The sequence below is a fragment of the Photobacterium marinum genome (assembly GCF_000331515.1).
In the GTDB taxonomy this organism is placed as follows: Bacteria; Pseudomonadota; Gammaproteobacteria; order Enterobacterales; family Vibrionaceae; genus Photobacterium; species Photobacterium marinum.
The window spans coordinates 19,337-35,965 of record NZ_AMZO01000035.1 but is presented as its reverse complement, the minus strand read 5'-3'; the positions used below and the strand labels follow the sequence as shown (position 1 = coordinate 35,965).

Annotated in this window: 10 protein-coding genes and 1 tRNA gene; 5 read left to right on the top strand and 6 right to left on the bottom strand. The window is 43.8% G+C overall.

The window, feature by feature from the left end:
* Nucleotide 1: 1 nt before the first annotated feature.
* The 3 genes from C942_RS20460 to C942_RS20450 all read right to left on the bottom strand — a co-directional run bounded on the left by C942_RS20460 (nt 2) and on the right by C942_RS20450 (nt 4,756).
* A complete protein-coding gene (locus C942_RS20460) occupies nt 2–949 on the bottom strand; it encodes a LysR family transcriptional regulator (protein ID WP_007469831.1) in 948 nt (315 codons plus the stop codon).
* Between the two features lie 183 nt (nt 950–1,132).
* On the bottom strand, nt 1,133–2,821 hold the full coding sequence (locus C942_RS20455) for a methyl-accepting chemotaxis protein (RefSeq protein ID WP_007469829.1): 1,689 nt from the start codon (nt 2,819–2,821) through the stop codon (nt 1,133–1,135).
* Nucleotides 2,822–3,097: 276 nt separating this feature from the next.
* The gene (locus C942_RS20450; protein WP_007469827.1) at nt 3,098–4,756 is read right to left on the bottom strand and encodes a putative transporter; all 1,659 of its coding nucleotides are present in this window, start codon (nt 4,754–4,756) and stop codon (nt 3,098–3,100) included.
* A gap of 649 nt (nt 4,757–5,405) precedes the next feature.
* Here C942_RS20450 and C942_RS20445 point away from each other — a divergent pair.
* Entirely contained in the window at nt 5,406–6,074 is a 669-nt protein-coding gene (locus C942_RS20445; RefSeq protein WP_007469825.1) for a hypothetical protein, read from the top strand.
* Nucleotides 6,075–6,477: 403 nt separating this feature from the next.
* On the opposite strand, the gene C942_RS20440 is transcribed toward C942_RS20445, so the two are convergent.
* Together C942_RS20440 and C942_RS20435 are read right to left on the bottom strand one after the other, a co-directional pair.
* Nucleotides 6,478–7,167, bottom strand: a complete 690-nt coding sequence (locus tag C942_RS20440; RefSeq protein ID WP_007469823.1) for a TSCPD domain-containing protein — start codon at nt 7,165–7,167, stop codon at nt 6,478–6,480.
* Nucleotides 7,168–7,181: 14 nt separating this feature from the next.
* A complete protein-coding gene (locus tag C942_RS20435; protein ID WP_007469821.1) occupies nt 7,182–9,332 on the bottom strand; it encodes an adenosylcobalamin-dependent ribonucleoside-diphosphate reductase in 2,151 nt (716 codons plus the stop codon).
* A gap of 449 nt (nt 9,333–9,781) precedes the next feature.
* On the opposite strand from C942_RS20435, the gene C942_RS20430 reads away from it, so the two are divergent.
* From C942_RS20430 to alr, 3 genes are all read left to right on the top strand, one after another.
* Nucleotides 9,782–9,855, top strand: a tRNA-Cys gene (locus C942_RS20430).
* 979 nt (nt 9,856–10,834) lie between these two features.
* The gene (locus C942_RS20425) at nt 10,835–12,301 is read left to right on the top strand and encodes a methyl-accepting chemotaxis protein (RefSeq protein WP_007469819.1); all 1,467 of its coding nucleotides are present in this window, start codon (nt 10,835–10,837) and stop codon (nt 12,299–12,301) included.
* Nucleotides 12,302–12,316: 15 nt separating this feature from the next.
* The gene (alr, locus tag C942_RS20420) at nt 12,317–13,537 is read left to right on the top strand and encodes an alanine racemase (protein WP_007469817.1); all 1,221 of its coding nucleotides are present in this window, start codon (nt 12,317–12,319) and stop codon (nt 13,535–13,537) included.
* Nucleotides 13,538–14,398: 861 nt separating this feature from the next.
* Here the strand turns inward: alr and C942_RS20410 are convergent.
* Nucleotides 14,399–15,016 (bottom strand): thioredoxin domain-containing protein, encoded by a 618-nt coding sequence (locus C942_RS20410; protein WP_007469815.1) that lies wholly within the window; start codon nt 15,014–15,016, stop codon nt 14,399–14,401.
* A 185-nt stretch (nt 15,017–15,201) separates the two neighbouring features.
* Between C942_RS20410 and yegD the strand changes: the two genes are divergently transcribed.
* Nucleotides 15,202–16,554 (top strand): molecular chaperone, encoded by a 1,353-nt coding sequence (yegD, locus tag C942_RS20405; RefSeq protein ID WP_007469814.1) that lies wholly within the window; start codon nt 15,202–15,204, stop codon nt 16,552–16,554.
* Nucleotides 16,555–16,629 lie beyond the last annotated feature (75 nt).

Genomic DNA, 16,629 nt, shown 5'->3' with positions numbered 1-16,629 from the left:
GTTAACTGTGAACTCTCGCTGTTAACCGCTCATCAAGGTCGCGCATCGGGCCGATTTTGAGGTAAATATCCATCTGATCAGCAAGCAGCATAAATTGCTCAATGAACTGTTCGGCATGGCGGTGAACTGGCTTTAACGCCGGATAAAGAATGTCAAATTCAAACGGTAAGCTGAAGACCAGCGGACGCATTACAACCTGAGGGTGTTCGTTTTCCATATGGGCAGTGAAAGGGTCGGTGATAGCAATACCGACGCCTTCTCGTACCAGAGCGGCGGCAGTGCTGGCGAGGGAGACTTCGATCTGCTCAATGGTAGAAAGATCATAGCGTCGCAACAGAGCATCAATTCGTCGTTGGGTTACATCTTTCTCATGGCGGATCAGTACCTGTCCGGCGATATCGTAGATATCAATTACAGAACGCTTAGCCAATTGAGAGTCTGCGGGCAGTAAGCAAACGGATTCACATTCCACTCTCTGTGCTTTAACACCAGCCAGGTGCTCATCGACAAAAGCAAAGCCGATATCCGTAGTCTGGCTCTGAACCCGGCGGATCACGTCTTCCGAACGATAGGTTTTGAACCCGACTTTCATCTTTGGTGCCTGTTTCAGAAACGTTGCCAGAATACGGGGTAGGAAAGCATTAGAGAGCAGGGGCATTGCTGCGATATTCAGGCTGCCGAAGTGGCGGGAGCGGATTGAGTCGGCAGCATTATCCAGCCCTGAAACTGCATCGAATACTTTCGCCACTTCCAGATAAAACGCTTGCCCTTCATCACTGAGTTCCAGACGGTTTCCTTTGCGGATAAACAGCTTAAAGCCAAGGCGTTGTTCAAGCCCGGATAAGAGTCGACTTACTGCAGGTTGGCTAAGACAGAGGCGTTCAGCAGCGGCAGTAACAGTCTGGCATTCAACAACGGCTTTAAATGCATTGAGTTGGGTTAATTTCATAACAGGTCTGCTCTGTAACACATTGAATTACGCTAACAGAAGCAGAAAATGAATACCTTGAAGCTGTTTTGATAATTTGCATATTATGCAAATTAATTGAGGTGCATTCTTTAGATAGAGCGGGCGTTGAAATAAAAAAGCCAGACTGATGTCTGGCTTTTGGTTTAAGTCCGATAGTGAGTTTTATTTTATTTTGAACTGACCAACAAGATGCTGAAGTTCTGTTCCTGCGTGGTTCAGTTCGTTGACGACCTGTTCTGATGTACTGCCAGCTTCAATCAATTCAGAAACGATATCCTGAATGGCAACCATGTTGCGGTTGATTTCATCAGTTACTGAGCTTTGTTCTGTTGCTGCAGTTGCAATCTGGCTGGTCATGTCATTGATAGCTTCAACGGCGTTAGTAACCGAAGACAGGCTGTCGGTGATTGAGTTCGCTGCACCTACGGCTTCGTTACAGGTTGACTGGCTGTGGGTCATCGAAGATACGGCTTGAGAAACAAGAGCATGCAATTCATCAAGCATTTCTTTGATTTCCTGAGTACTCGACTGAGTACGGCTTGCCAGCCCGCGTACTTCGTCGGCAACCACTGCGAAGCCTCGGCCTTGCTCACCGGCACGTGCTGCTTCAATTGCTGCGTTCAATGCCAGCAGGTTAGTCTGCTCTGCAATTTCACCGATAACTTTCAGTACATTGTCGATCTTCTGTGACTGCTGGTTCAGAGAGTGGATGTGCTGAGCAGCCTGATCCACTTCATCAACAAGGGCTGTGATAGAGACCACAGAAGTGTCAACACGTTGCTGTGCAGAGTGAGAATCCGTGCTTGCTGCGCTGGTGGCATTGGCAACTTCGTTAGCATTCATTGCCACTTCGCTGGCCGCTGAGCTCATTTCTGTTACAGCTGTTACGATTTGCTCTGTTTCGTTGTTGTGTTCCTGAAGCTGTTGGGTCAGGCGGGTAGTTTGATCATGGATGTTGCCTGCTGCGCCATTAACGTTTTCAGTTACATGAGAGACCTGTGCGATGATGGTTTGCAGTTTTTCAACAAAGCGGTTGAAAGCCCCGCCTAGTTCCGCAATTTCATCGTGGCCTTGTACATCCAGACGTCGGGTCAGATCACCTTCACCATCAGCAATTTCGTTCAGGGTTTGAGCCATGTTCTGAACCGGGCGTGTCATGCGGCCGGCAACAAATAGGATGCAGATAACAGAAACGACGACCAGAACAAGAGCGCTTAGAAGAACCAGTTCAAAGCGTTCTTCCATGCTGTTTTTCGCTTGAGTGTGGTATGCCGCAACTTCAGTGTCGATATCATCAATGTACAGACCGGTACCGATGAACCACTTACCGTTGTTTACTGTGATAGCGTAGCTCAGCTTAGGCTGAGGCTGACCGCCACTGCTTTTCGGATAGCTGTAGCCAACAAAACCGCCACCGCTACGTGCTGCCTGGATAAGTTCTTTGATGTAAGAAACACCGTTAGCATCTTTCAGGTTCAGGCGGTTCTGACCATGATTCTTAGGTGATGTAGCGTGGGCTTGGTTCACACCGTTCATGTCATAAATAAAGAAGTAACCAGAACGATCGCTGGAAAAGCGCAACGGCGTTAGTAGCTCGCGAACTTTTTGCAGTGCGACTGTCGGGTTGCTGTATTCAGCAAGTATTGCATCGACGCCATGTTGAGCAACGGTAACTGCATCCTTGAGTTTTTCCTTACGTTCTTGTATCAAACGCTCCTTGTAATAGGTGACTTGTTCGTCTAACGCTTTGTTTTCCAGAGATACAACAATGCCTATTGAAACGCCCATAAAAATGAACATTGGCAATAAGCTAAGTAATAGCAACTTGCTCTTTAGTTTTAGTTTATTCATGACAACTCGGACTCTTCTACTGATAGCTAAAATAAGTTAACGCGGCATACATGCCGTCTTTTGGTCTTAATATTATCGGCGGAGTTTGTTACATCTTTATTGAGTGTCAGCACAATTAGGCACACTAAGTCTCAAACTGATATGTCGCTCACAATTAATGTGCCTTTAAGCATTAAAGTGCCAAGAGATGAAGATAGACAAGAAGGCGGTAAGTTAATAGGAGAGGAAAAAAAGCAAGCCACCCGCCCATCATCTGGCAGATGACTTGCAAAGGTGCTACATAGCCCAGAGGAGGAGGGCAAGCAGCTGAGGAGATAAGATCCTCAAACACATTACAAGAGGGTAAACTGTGGCGTACGACAGTGCAGAAGCGCCACTGGTTGAATGCAGACTGTTAGCAAATGCTAGGGCTGGTGGATCAGTCATCGAGCCAGCGAGCATTCCACAGATCGTTAGGTAGTTCATCTGACCGAATAAACGAGCAATGATGCCGACGCTGATAAGCGGAATGGAAGTAATCAGAGCGCCATATCCCATCCAGCTCAGGCCGTCGCCGTTAAGCAGAGTATCGATAAAACCGCCGCCTGATTTCAGGCCGACTACAGCCAGGAACAGGACAATGCCGATTTCACGTAACGCAAGGTTGGCACTAGGTGGCATGAACCAGTACATCTTACCAATGCTGCCGATACGGGCCAGGATCAAAGCTACGATCAATGGACCACCGGCTAAACCAAGCTTTATTGCCGCCGGGAAGCCTGGCAGATAGAAAGGAATAGAACCCAGCAGAACCCCGAGGCCGATACCGACAAACACCGGCAGCATCTGAACCTGTTGCAGTTTTTGATGAGCGTTGCCGACAATACCGCTCACAGCTTCAATCGCTTCCTGGCGACCGACAAGGTTAAGAATGTCACCAAACTGCAGAGTAGACTGGCTGGTAGGTACCAGCTCAACACCGGCACGGTTGAGTCGCGAAACAACAACGTCATACTTTTCTTTTAAATCCAGGTCGCGGATTTTTTTACCCAGTACAATTTCATTGGTTACAACCAGACGCTGAACGCGCAGTTCTGTACCTCGGGTAGAAAGCGAAGCGTCAACTTCCTCACCAATAACCAGGCGAGCCCTTTCCAATGCACGTTTATCGCCCACCAGGTGAAGAAGGTCATTGGTTTCGATACGTGTATCCGGCTTAGGTACATATAAATGTGTATCACGCTTAAGGCGAGAGCAGACAATATCCCCCTCTGTCAGCGCCGGTACATCTTTAAGCAGCAGGCCGTTAAGGTTGGTGTTTTTAACTGCGACGTTGATGGTATGCAGGCTTTCTTTTTTATGACCGTGGTTGCGTTCAAAGTCATCTGCTTCAGCATCGACATCGACACGGAAAACCAATCGTAAAATCCACATGGTGAGCAGGATGCCACAGATCCCGAAAGGATAGGCTACCGCATAACCCATACCCGTTAGATCAAGCATTCCCTCCTGAGCACCCAGTTCAGATAGGATCTGCTGACCGGCACCCAGAGATGGGGTATTTGTTACGGCCCCAGAGAAGACACCAAGGATCACAGGTAATGGCACATCAAAAAGTTGATGCAGAATAATGGTTACGATGCAGCCAATCAGCACGACCAGGGCGGCAAATCCATTGAGTTTTAAACCAGAACTTCTGAGAGAGGCAAAAAAGCCGGGACCTACCTGTATGCCTATGGTGTAGACAAAGAGTATGAGCCCGAACTCCTGGATGAAGTGCAAGGTTTCAGCATCGAGAGCCAGGCCCAAGTCGTGAGTAAAGTGACCGACAAAAATGCCGCCGAACAGCACCCCGCCAATCCCCAGGCCCACGCCATAGACACGCCAGTTCCCAATCCAAAGTCCAAGCACCGCTACCAGCGCGAGTATGCTGATAGAGAGCGCAATGTCACTCATGGTGAGTCTCCTGATTAATGAAAAATCCTTTTTTACCGATGTCAGTTAAAACACTGCGAAGGCACACTTGAGATAAGCGTCATTATCAGCATCGGTTATGTGGCAACAAACCGTCGGGACGGCATTGCTAAGCCAGGGGTAGGCGAAAGAACTCAGTAAGAACTGATTTCGTTCAGGTGACGAAAGGAGTGGTTAGGGAGTTATGTCTACAGCTGGTGATATCTCTTTTATCAATAATTCATACCACATTGAGAAACCAAATAAATTCACAAAATGACCATCTGAGTTATCGATGCAGTATGCCCTGTCGGGATGTTGCCTTAACTTGATTAATATTATTACCTCAAAAGAAACAAGGATTTAAGTGGCTGTTTGGAAAAGTGTGCTATAGACCGGAATATAGGTTTTATTCGATAAGTGCATGTTAAGTGGTGGTAATAATTGTGTGATAAATGGCTTGTCGGTGATGTCAATGCTGAGCTGCCTCTCGGTATATCTCTACCTATATATGTGAGTTTTTGAAATACAACTAACAAAGATAAGTGATGCGTCGAGCTTTTTGTATCTGACATTGAATGTAAGGCTGTGTGACATAGAGTATTAATCTAGTAAGGAATGGAAGTTAATCAAAATAATCAGGGAGATATAAGTGTCTAATATCATTTTGACAGAAAGAGGGTATAAGCTAGAGGGGGCAATCAAAGAGCCCGTTGCTTACTTATGTAAGTTCATGGGGCTAGATAAATATCTACAATTTATTCACAAAAATAAAGAGAAAGCCTTCCCCGTATTGGTGGGGGTAGTACTTTATAGACAATTGCCGAGAATCGAACAACAAAGAGTACTAAGAATAGCTGAGGCGTTAGGTAACAAGCCCCTATTTGGTAAGCTTCAATCTCTTATTGCTCAAAACTTAGCTAACCCTAGTTGGAATAAGTGGTGTCTCTCCGATAAGGAGCTGCGTGATTATTTCGAAGTAAATAAAACAGTCAACGAAATTATTAGTAAATGGTTTTTTACAGTTGAGCCTAAGTGGGAGGTTGGTTTTATTGCTGGTGTGCTTTTCTCCGTGTCTTTGGTCGGATTTAAAGGTTATATAGAGGAGGCTGCGGGCACGCCTATAATGAAGGAATCTTTAAATCAGGTCGCGAAACGCACAGGATTAAAAATATCAAAGAATAATATTTCTAACATATCGCGCGTGGCGGTAATTGTCGTCGTTTTGGCTAGCGTTATGAAGTCGATGACAAATGAAGATATGAAACAGGCTCGAGAGGAGTTGAGAAAACGTGGATTATTAAAGGCTGAGGACCTGTGATGTTATTTTGGGTTTGTGGTTATCTGTTCACTCTTTTTGTTTTACATGCGCACTGTGCTTCTTTGTTTAGATTACTAAGAAGTGGTGATGAACCTGGATTTAGCTTTCTGGCCGGAGTTATTTTTACATTTTGCCTGCATTTGTCAGCCTTGAGTACGCTAGTGATTAGAGAGCTTAGTGATAGCACTATGATACAGATACTCATGGTTGCACTCGGTGGCGTTCCAATCTCATTGGTTGTCTGGTTGGCACGGGTTGTCCGTTTTAAAGATGAGCGTGTAGGTAGTAATCGGGGAATGTATTCATAATCTTGACTATTTTTTTATCAACGGAGCATGTCAGGTAAACGCCCTGAAAGTATTCGATTGCAGGGCGTTATTCATATCATGAATTTAAAGGATGGTTAACCACACTTTGAATCACCGCAATTCAGGCAGGTTTGGCAGCCATCTTTGATGATGACTGCTTTAGCATGGCATTTAAAGCAAAGCGTTGCGCTTGGTGGGAAGTTGCCATAATCGTCTTCTTGTTCGTTAGGCTTGCTTGTTAGTTCAGCTTTTTTTGCATTGATGAATGCTTGTTGATGTTCATCCGGTTCAGGTTTACTCAGCATGCCGATTTCAGTCAGGTGTTGTTCGATGACATTACCGATTTCTGCAATTAGTGAAGGGACGTATTTCCCTTTGTTCCAGTAACCGCCACGAGGGTCGAATACGGAACGTAACTCTTCAACCAGGAAGGTGCAATCGCCGCCTTTACGAAATACTGCCGACATAATGCGGGTAAGGGCTACGATCCACTGGTAATGCTCCAGACTTTTTGAGTTGATGAAAACTTCAAAAGGACGGCGAACTTCATATTCAGTGCCTTCATTCAGAACAACATCATTGATAGTGATGAACAGCGAGTGCTCTGAAATATGTTCCGGTGTTTTGAGTTTGTAAGTTGTTCCCAGTAGTTTCTCAGGGCGGGGCATTGATTCATGCATCTGCTCAAGCTCAACTTCCGGCTTGGCTGGTGAAGCGGGCTGAGCTTCCTGCTCCTTACTTTTTACTTTGAAGCCAACAATTTTACTGTCGATTTTTTTTACCATGATATTTCGCCTGCTTAGAATTTACCGTAATAACCTTCTTTGAGCGCATCGTACAGATTTGCTGCGGTGTGAGTTTCGCCGTCGTATTCGACCTCTTCATTACCTTTGGCTTCGATCGTTGAGCCATCTTCCAGGGTGAAAACATAAGTCGTGTTTTCAAGATCTTTTTCTTTCACCAGTACACCCTGGAAAGCTTCGGGATTGAAGCGGAATGTCGTACAGCCTTTAAGTCCTTTGTCGTAGGCATCCATGTAGATGTCTTTAAAGTCTTCGAACGGGAAATCGGTCGGTACGTTAGCCGTTTTAGATATCGACGAATCTATCCAGCGCTGAGCTGCCGCTTGCACCTCAATATGCTGGCTCGGGGTAATATCATCGGCAGTGATGAAATACTCCGGCAATTTTGAATCGTCATCTGTGCTGTAAGGCATGGCTTTGGCATTAACCAATTCGCGGTAAGCCAGCAGTTCAAAGCTGTAGACATCAACACTTTCTTTGGTTTTTTTACCCGGCACGATGACGTTTCGGGTGTAGTGGTGGGCAAAACTTGGCTCAATGCCGTTACTTGCGTTGTTACCCAGTGATAAAGAAATTGTGCCGGTCGGAGCAATAGAGCTGTGATGGGTGAAGCGAGCGCCATATTCAGCCAGTTCATCAACAAGAACTGGTTCTACTTCTGCAAGTTGCTGCATGTATCGGCTGTATTTTGCATGCAGGACTTTACCTTTTACTTTGTCGCCGATTTTGATGTTGTCCTTCTTCATTTCAGGACGTTGGCGCATCATTTTTGTGGTGATTTCAAATTCTTCTTCCATCACCGGAGCTGTGCCTTTCTCTTTAGCCAGGCTGAGTGCTTCTTTCCAGCCGGTAATTGCCATCTCCTGGGCGATTTGCTCAGTAAAGGCGACTGAGGCAACACTACCGTATTTATGCTTAAGCATGGTAGTTGTAGAACCCAGTCCTAGGAATCCCATGCCATGTCGGCGTTTGTGTTCAATTTCATGGCGTTGTTTTTTCAGCGGTAATTTGTTGATTTCAACAACGTTGTCCAGCATACGAGTAAAAATAGCGACGACGCGGCGATAAGCATCCCAGTCGAAGCTGGCGTTATCGGTGAAAGGCTCGCGGACAAACTTGGTTAGGTTCACAGAACCGAGCAGACAAGCTCCGTAAGGGGGAAGAGGTTGCTCACCGCAAGGGTTGGTAGCGCGGATTTCTTCGCAGAACCAGTTATTATTCATTTCGTTGACTTTGTCGATCAGGATAAAGCCCGGTTCGGCATAGTCATAAGTCGAGGTCATGATGATGTTCCACAGGTTACGAGCCGGAATAGTTCGGTAAACCTTACAGGCAACCCGGCCATCAGTGTCTTCGACCAGATCCTCTCTCGTTGGCCAGTCTGCCCAGACGATCGAATTATCATTGTGCAGATCAAGTTTGTCCTGATGAGCTTCTCTGGCCGTTACTGGGAAAATCAGTTGCCATGGACGATCATTTTTAACGGCATCAATGAAATCTTCGGTGATTAAAAGGGACAAATTGAATTGACGCAGACGACCATCTTCGCGCTTGGCGCGGATAAATTCGATAATGTCAGGGTGGCGGATATCCATTGTTCCCATCTGAGCCCCTCGACGTCCACCCGCGGAAGAAACGGTAAAGCACATCTTGTCGTAGATATCCATGAAGGATAGCGGGCCGGAAGTGTAAGCGCCGGCTCCGGATACGAATGCACCACGTGGGCGCAGGGTCGTGAAATCATAGCCGATGCCACAACCGGCTTTCAGGGTCAGCCCGGCTTCGTGTACTTTACCGAGAATGTCGTCCATCGAATCCTGGATGGTACCGGAAACAGTACAGTTAATGGTTGATGTTGCAGGTTTATGTTCGAAAGCTCCGGCGTTAGATGTAATACGTCCGGCAGGAATGGCTCCATTGCGAAGTGCCCAGAGAAATTCGTTGTACCAGTGATCTCTGGCTTTTTCTTCTTCTAAATCTGCAAGTGCGCGGGCAACACGTTTGAAGGTATCGTCAAGCGTGACGTCGATGGCGTCGCCATGTTTGGACTTCAGGCGGTACTTACTGTCCCAGATTTCGGTCGAAGTGGCTTGGTAAGCGATATCAATTGACTGAGATCCTTCATTCGCTGTGGGTGTTTTTGCCATTATGAGTGCACCTTATGTTTGTCTTTTGTACAACATATGGGATAGGTCGGAATTCACTTTCCTAACTTATGTTAATAGCACATCTTTGAGCAGGTGATGTGCTATGTTGTGGTTGGATTGCGATCAAACCACTATATCTTGTTGTTTTCAAGTCTTGACACCGTGGTTCGTTAAGATTGGTTCATTAATTAACTATCAGTATAGGTGTAAGAAAAACTTCACAATTTTTCAATCGACCTCTGTGATAAGTCATCGGGAAGAAGTTATGGCTCACTTACATAAGCTGATGGCAAAAATAACAAGATGATGGGGAGTTGAGCTTTTGATGCGTTCTGGTGGCTTTTTCTATGAAAATTACTTGTACTAAAGAACTGAATATGGATAATTCGCTTCGTCTTCACGAAGAGCAAAATACATCAGGCACTTCAAAAGAACTTCAAATTATCGAAGGCGCGTTGGCAGAGTGGCTATGCAGCGGATTGCAAATCCGTGGACCTCGGTTCGACTCCGGGACGCGCCTCCATTTAACATCCCATTGACCGTTTAAACACTTCTCTGTTTATCTCATTGATATAGTCAGTCATTTTGCTTTAGTTGAACTGGATTAAAATTGTATATCTATGAAGTAAAGACGTCTCCGTTCTTTCCTTTTTGTTGTTTCTATTAACATAAAATGTGCTTTCTTTATTAGCAATCTTGCCCTTAATCTGCACGTCATACGTTGGAAACTTTATTTAACCTGCATTGTTCTTGAATATTAAAATATTCTTCCTGAGTTATTAGCGAACTGATACTAAAAATAGCTTCTTTTGCCTGTTATTAGGTAAATTCGCCACGCCAATTTTACGTCAAAAAAATATCGCAGAAGTCATATTTATGACGCAATTCAATAGTTTATGTTTTTGAACATCATTGCGTTACATAAAAATGGGATAAATATCACTGTTCGTACCAGTTGTAAATGTACTCACTATTTGAGTTTTTTTGTATGTTTTTGGGAATATTCCCATTTGGAATAACTATTTAAAATCAATGTGTTAAATTCATCTTTGCGCATGCGGTTGAAATACATAGGAGTGTCATTCCCGGTAACATATTGATATATAAGTTAATAAGGCGTTATTGATATTAATGTTTAAAATCAGTAATCTCGCCTCCGCTTTGTGAATTGTATTACGTATGTTGTTCTCTAATGGTTATCCATGCTTCAGTAAATACATTCACGTTATAGCCAATAATTAAAATTATTATATTTGCTACTTTTATAGCTTGCTTCAGTAAAGCTAGGTATTTGTGTTGATTTGTTAAGTCACCATTGATTTAACTTGAAGGGTATTATCATGAGTTTTAATTGGGGATTAAGAGGCAAACTTCTTGCCTGCTTTTCGTGTTTAGCTTTATTTATCATTACGTCATATTCTACTTACTCTTACAACGAAATATATAAGACAGCAATCAAAGGACTGGATTCAAAGTTAATATCATCCGCTTATGCGTTAAACATGATTATCGGTGAGTCAACTCACAATGTGTTATCTGAACAGACAAACAACTATGATAAAATCAGTCGTCGCATAAGCTCTTACGTCGAAAAATCAAATATAGACTGGGCATATTCTACAGTTCAGAAAAACGGGAAAATTTATTACACCTATATTAATCAAACAGAAGATGAGCTCAGAACAGGGGCTTATAAAAACTGGTATCTTGAAGAATATAAAGTTGTTCCAAAAGGTTTGACTAAAGCATTCATTACCCGTCAGGTTCAGTTTGAAGAATATCAGGGTGAATATGGCTTATGGCGTTCTGTCTTTGTCCCATTCAGAAATGCAAACGGTGAGTATTATGTCATTGGTGTTGATGTTGCTTTGAGTGACATTGAAGCACTACAGGATGAAGTTATTGTTCATGTTATTGGCTTTGCAGCAGTACTTCTGTCTATTACGCTCCTGGTGACGTACTACATTGCTGTAAAAACTGTTAAGCCAATTAATTATCTCAATTTTGTTCTGAAAGAGTTTGCTGATGGTGACTGGAATTTAACCCGTAACCTGAAAGTTACTAACACCGATGAAGTCGGTATTATCACGCGCTCATTTAATGTCTTTATCTCATCATTACGCAGTCGAATGCACGATATTAATGATGGCTCTCAATCTATAAAAGAAGTTACAGCCAATCTGGATTCAATATTCGATGGTATTTCCAAGCGCTCTGTTGATCAGGCTGAAAATGTAAGAAGTAGTGCAACTGCAATAGAGGAATTAGCAGCCAGCATTCAGAGCGTTTCAATGATTGCTAATGATATCAATGATCAGGTTAAACGCTTTGAGCAGCAGACACAGGAAACAGTGACGACGGTTGATCAGGCTGTAAGTGGAATGGAAGATGTGCAGACTGGAGTGATCAATCTGGCGTCTAACCTTGAGCATCTGGATAAGAGCACCAACGAAATTAACTCAATTGTTTCAGTGATTAAAGAGATTGCTGATCAGACCAACCTGTTGGCATTGAATGCAGCCATTGAAGCTGCACGCGCAGGTCAGCATGGACGTGGCTTTGCTGTTGTTGCTGATGAAGTCAGAAAGCTGTCGGAGCGCACTTCGGTAGCGACGGTTGAAATCGAAACTATGCTGGACAATATTCGCACGGACACGAATAAAACCACGTCGAATATGCAGTCCTCTGTTGAATTAGTGAATGAGAGCACATCTCATGCAAATAGTGCCAGAGGTTCTCTGGTGACGTTCTCTGAAGAAATTATTGCCCTGCTAAATAGCATGGAGCAGATTTCTGAATCGATGAAAGAGCAATCGGAAGCGGCACAGCATCTGTCGGGTAATGTTTCATCGCTAAGTATGAGTGCGGATGAAAACCATCTGGCGACAAGGAATTCTGAAGTTGAACTGGAAGAATTGAAAAAACGTTCTGAGAATCTTCACACTGTCGTGGAGCAATTTAAAATTTAATAAATGGAGTTTGTTGTGAAATTAAAAATATCATACTTAGCATTATCTGTTTCTCTTATTTGCGGAAATGCTGTTGCTGCACCTTTTCTTATGTCATCAGATGTTGCTCCCCAGGAGCAACAGGCAATGCAGTCGAATTCCTGGGTTGAAGTAAGTAAAGCAACGTTCGAGAATAATATTCGATTGCTGAAAAAAGAAGTTGGTTCAGAAACAAAAATTTGTGCTGTGATGAAGGCTGACGCTTATGGTAACGGTATTGAAAATCTGATCCCGTCAGTTATCAATAATGATATTAGCTGTATTGCAATTGCTAGCAATGAAGAAGCTAAAATGGCTCGAAAGAAAGGTTTCAAAGGACAAATTGTCAGAGTCCGTGCAGGTACTATTGCAGAAATTGAAGCAGCGGTTCAATTTAACGTTGAAGAGTTGATAGGTACTTATTCTCAAGCTGAAGCAATTTCAAAGCTGGCGAATAAATACGACACAGATATTGCAGTTCATCTAGCTTTCAACTCTGGTGGAATGGGCCGAAATGGTATTGATCTATCAACTGATGAAGGCAAAGAGGAAGCGCTTAAAATCACGCAAGCTAAGCGCGTAAATATTGTCGGTATGATGACTCACTTCCCGACAGAAGATTTGGATAAAACTCGCGCTGGACTAGAAAGATTCAAACAGGAAACAAGCTGGTTGATTCAAAAATCTGACTTGAATAGGGAATATATTACGCTTCATGCAGCCAATTCTTATACTACATTGATGCTACCGGAGGCTCGCCTAGATATGGTGAGACCGGGTGGCGCTTTGTACGGTGATACAACACCGGTGTTCCCTGAATACAAGAGTGTAGTTACTTTCAAAACACAGGTTGCTTCTATCCATCATTTCCCGGCTGGTACTACAGTGGGGTATGACAGTACAGAAGTACTATCACGCCCATCAGTATTGGCTAACTTACCTGTAGGTTACTCTGACGGTTATCCGCGTTCGTTGAGTCGTATCGGTTATGTACTGATCAATGGAAAGAAAGCGAAGATAGTCGGTAAAACATCTATGAACACAACCATGGTTGATATTACTGACATTGAGGGTGTTCACCTTGGGGATGAGGTAGTGCTTTATGGTCAGCAAGGCCATGAGGAAATTACTAGAGGTGAATTGGAAGAGAAGTCCGGCCGATTGTTCTGTGATTTATATACCCTATGGGGGAGCTCAAACCCTAAGTATTTGAAGTAAAAATCTCCTGAGTGAGGAGGCTGGTTTTGCCAGCTTCCTCCAAATACTCAACCAGATCAGTGAATTGCTAAGTTCGTTATAACAATAAAAATAAGGGCTTTGAAATCGTGAACATTAGAAATAAGAATGCCACGTCAAAAGATAAAACTGAGAACAAGATGAAATCCTATATCGGATTTGACGAATTTAATGAGAAATGCGATGACGCGATAAACTCAAAGCCTGCTCTATATTCGAGCATCTATAGAAGATTGGTAAAGGCCTTCAAAAGTGATTTTTATAAGAAAGACAAAGAGTAGGGAGAACAAAAAAGATAGAACTTCGTTCCGTCTTTTTGGTAAATAAACTTCGTGAAAAAAACAAATTCAGATCACAATTTGAATGTGTTTTGACCCTTTTGGCATCATTACCTCGGGTTGGTCACTGCTATCAATGGCCTTTGTATCCAGGGTGAGATCCCCAAATAAAAAAAATCTCCCCATTCGGACAGGAGAATGGGGAGAGAAGTATAATTGTGTAGAATTATTTGTATGATTTAAATCATAACATAACCCTTTCTTATAACTCGTGATCTACCTCAATATTCATCATACAAAACATACTGCAAATGAGATTGTTTCATAGTGTTTAAATGTCGTTATTATCGCTAAAACGTATAATATACGTGCTACAAGTGTGTTTGTTTGATTTGCTGGGTTAAGGAGAGTCCAGCGAGAGTAAATCAGGCCAAAAGCAAAGCGGCATTTTAGCTTGGCAAGTCGGGTGGGGTTTCATAGATGGAAGAGATAAAAAAACAGCCCATATCAAGGGCTGTTTTGTGTACGGTATTAGGGGTTAACTTGAAAGCGCTCGTTGGCGTTTTTACTTGCTGTCCATAGTGGACAGGTAGCGAATAGTTTCAGCCATATCTTCAACACTTTCATGAGCGCTGCTTTGTACCAAGTATTTTCCTTTAACCAGGAAGGCCGGCACTGAAGCAATTTGAGCATTAGCGACCAGTTTCTCAGCGTCAGTCATCTTTTTATACACTTGCTTTTGCTGTTCTTCTGACAGGTCAAATGGGCTGGATAGCTCACGGCTTGTGAAAATCTTAGTCAACTTTTCTTTGCGTTGCTCTTCGGTTACGTTGTCACTGCGATCCTGGACGTAGGCAAACATTTCTTCCATCAGAGCATGGTCAGGTTGGCCTCCGGTCTGAATTGCTGCTGTGTAGTAAATGTAAGCTGCAACTTGTGCACTCTGGTTAAAAGTAACGTGAACTTTGCTGATTTCAACGCCTGCTTGTTTTTTAATTTCAGGTAACAGGGTTTCCATGTTGCGGCAGTGACCACATCCCAGAGAGAAAATTTCCACTACATCAGGTGTATTGGCAGTTTCAGTAACAACAGTGTATTTCTCACCTTCCTGAGGGGCTGTAATGTCATTACAGCCGGTTAGAGCAAGAAGAGCGAGGAACAAAGGAGCGATTGATTTAAGCATGGATACAGATATAAAAGAAAATAAGTAATGCCTAATTATGGCTGACTTCTGGCGAAAATTCGTGGAAATAAATCAAAACTTACAATTATTTACTCTAAATTGGTATCTGATTGAGATGTTTAAGTGATTGAACAATTCTGGAAATTCAGTATGATTGCCGACCTTTTGCTATGTGGAGGTACGGTATGTACATAGGATTTGATTACGGAACAGCAAACTGCTCAGTAGCGGTAATGGAGCAGGGCAATCCGCAGATGCTATCACTCGAGGGTGATAAGAAGTACATCCCTTCCACACTGTGTGCGCCGACACGTGAAGCGGTAAGTGAATATTTGTACCGTCACATGGGTGTTACACCTTCGGATACTGTTGGAGAGCAGGTGTTACGTCGCGCAATTGCCTTCAACCGTGAAGAAGACATCATTGTTGAAGCGGGCGATTTACGCCTTGGTCAGGCTGCACTGGATTTGTATCTGGAAGATCCGGAAGAGGTTTATTACGTAAAGTCGCCAAAATCTTTCCTTGGCGCGAATGGATTACGCGATGTGCAAATCAGCTTCTTTGAAGACTTGGTTTGCGCCATGATGAAAAACATCAAAAATCAATCCGAGCAGACACTGCAGCAGGATATTACCAGTACAGTGATTGGTCGCCCGGTTAACTTTCAGGGTTCCGGCGGTGAAACTGCAAACCAGCAGGCAGAAAAAATCCTGACTCAGGCTGCAATACGCGCCGGTTTTAAAAATATTGAATTTCAGTTTGAGCCGGTTGCAGCCGGGCTTGAATACGAAAGTACACTGACGGAAAACAAAACGGTGCTGGTGGTTGATATCGGCGGTGGCACAACCGATTGTTCAATCATTGAAATGGGACCACAGTGGCGAAACAAAGCAGATCGTCAGGCAAGCTTGCTGGCTCATAGTGGCTTAAGGGTCGGCGGTAATGATTTGGATATTCATCTTGCATTTCGTCAATTGATGCCAATGCTGGGGCTGGGTAGTAAAACTCAGAAGGGAATTGATATGCCAATTAGTCAGTTTTGGAACCCGATTGCTATCAATAACATTGCGGCTCAAACCGACTTTTATAGCAATGCCAACCTCAAAGTACTGGATCAGCTGAAGCGTGATGCGGCTGAACCGCAAAAACTGGATCATTTGCTGCGTGTTTACTTCGAAACATTAGGCTATCAGCTAGTGCGAAAGGCAGAAGAAGGCAAAATCGCGCTGTCTGATTCACCAGATTGCCGTATCGCACTGAACAGCTTCGCAGAGGTGCTGGAAGTGAATGTCAGCCAGCAGGATATGGCAGCAGCGATTGAATCACCAAGAGTGAAAATCAGTCAGCTTGTAACTGAGGCGATTACACAAAGTGGCAAGAAACCGGATGTGGTATACATGACCGGTGGTACGGCTCGCTCGCCAATTTTGAGATCATGTATTGAGCAGCAGTTGCCGGATGTACCGGTTGTCAGCGGTAGTTTCTTTGGCTCAGTAACTGCTGGGCTGGCTCGCTGGGCAGAGCAGTGTTTCTTATAAATTAAATTTCTCTCCGATACTAAATTTCAGGCCCTATAAGGGCCTGAAATGTTTGTTGAATTTTCTTTCAGTTTG

Excerpts from the sequence above, each read along its gene's own strand:
- C942_RS20460 (WP_007469831.1), bottom strand. The coding sequence starts at position 949 with ATGAAATTAACCCAACTCAATGCATTTAAAGCCGTTGTTGAATGCCAG.
- C942_RS20455 (WP_007469829.1), bottom strand. The coding sequence starts at position 2,821 with ATGAATAAACTAAAACTAAAGAGCAAGTTGCTATTACTTAGCTTATTG.
- C942_RS20450 (WP_007469827.1), bottom strand. The coding sequence starts at position 4,756 with ATGAGTGACATTGCGCTCTCTATCAGCATACTCGCGCTGGTAGCGGTG.
- C942_RS20440 (WP_007469823.1), bottom strand. The coding sequence starts at position 7,167 with ATGGTAAAAAAAATCGACAGTAAAATTGTTGGCTTCAAAGTAAAAAGT.
- C942_RS20435 (WP_007469821.1), bottom strand. The coding sequence starts at position 9,332 with ATGGCAAAAACACCCACAGCGAATGAAGGATCTCAGTCAATTGATATC.
- C942_RS20425 (WP_007469819.1), top strand. The coding sequence starts at position 10,835 with ATGATTATCGGTGAGTCAACTCACAATGTGTTATCTGAACAGACAAAC.
- C942_RS20410 (WP_007469815.1), bottom strand. The coding sequence starts at position 15,016 with ATGCTTAAATCAATCGCTCCTTTGTTCCTCGCTCTTCTTGCTCTAACC.
- yegD (WP_007469814.1), top strand. The coding sequence starts at position 15,202 with ATGTACATAGGATTTGATTACGGAACAGCAAACTGCTCAGTAGCGGTA.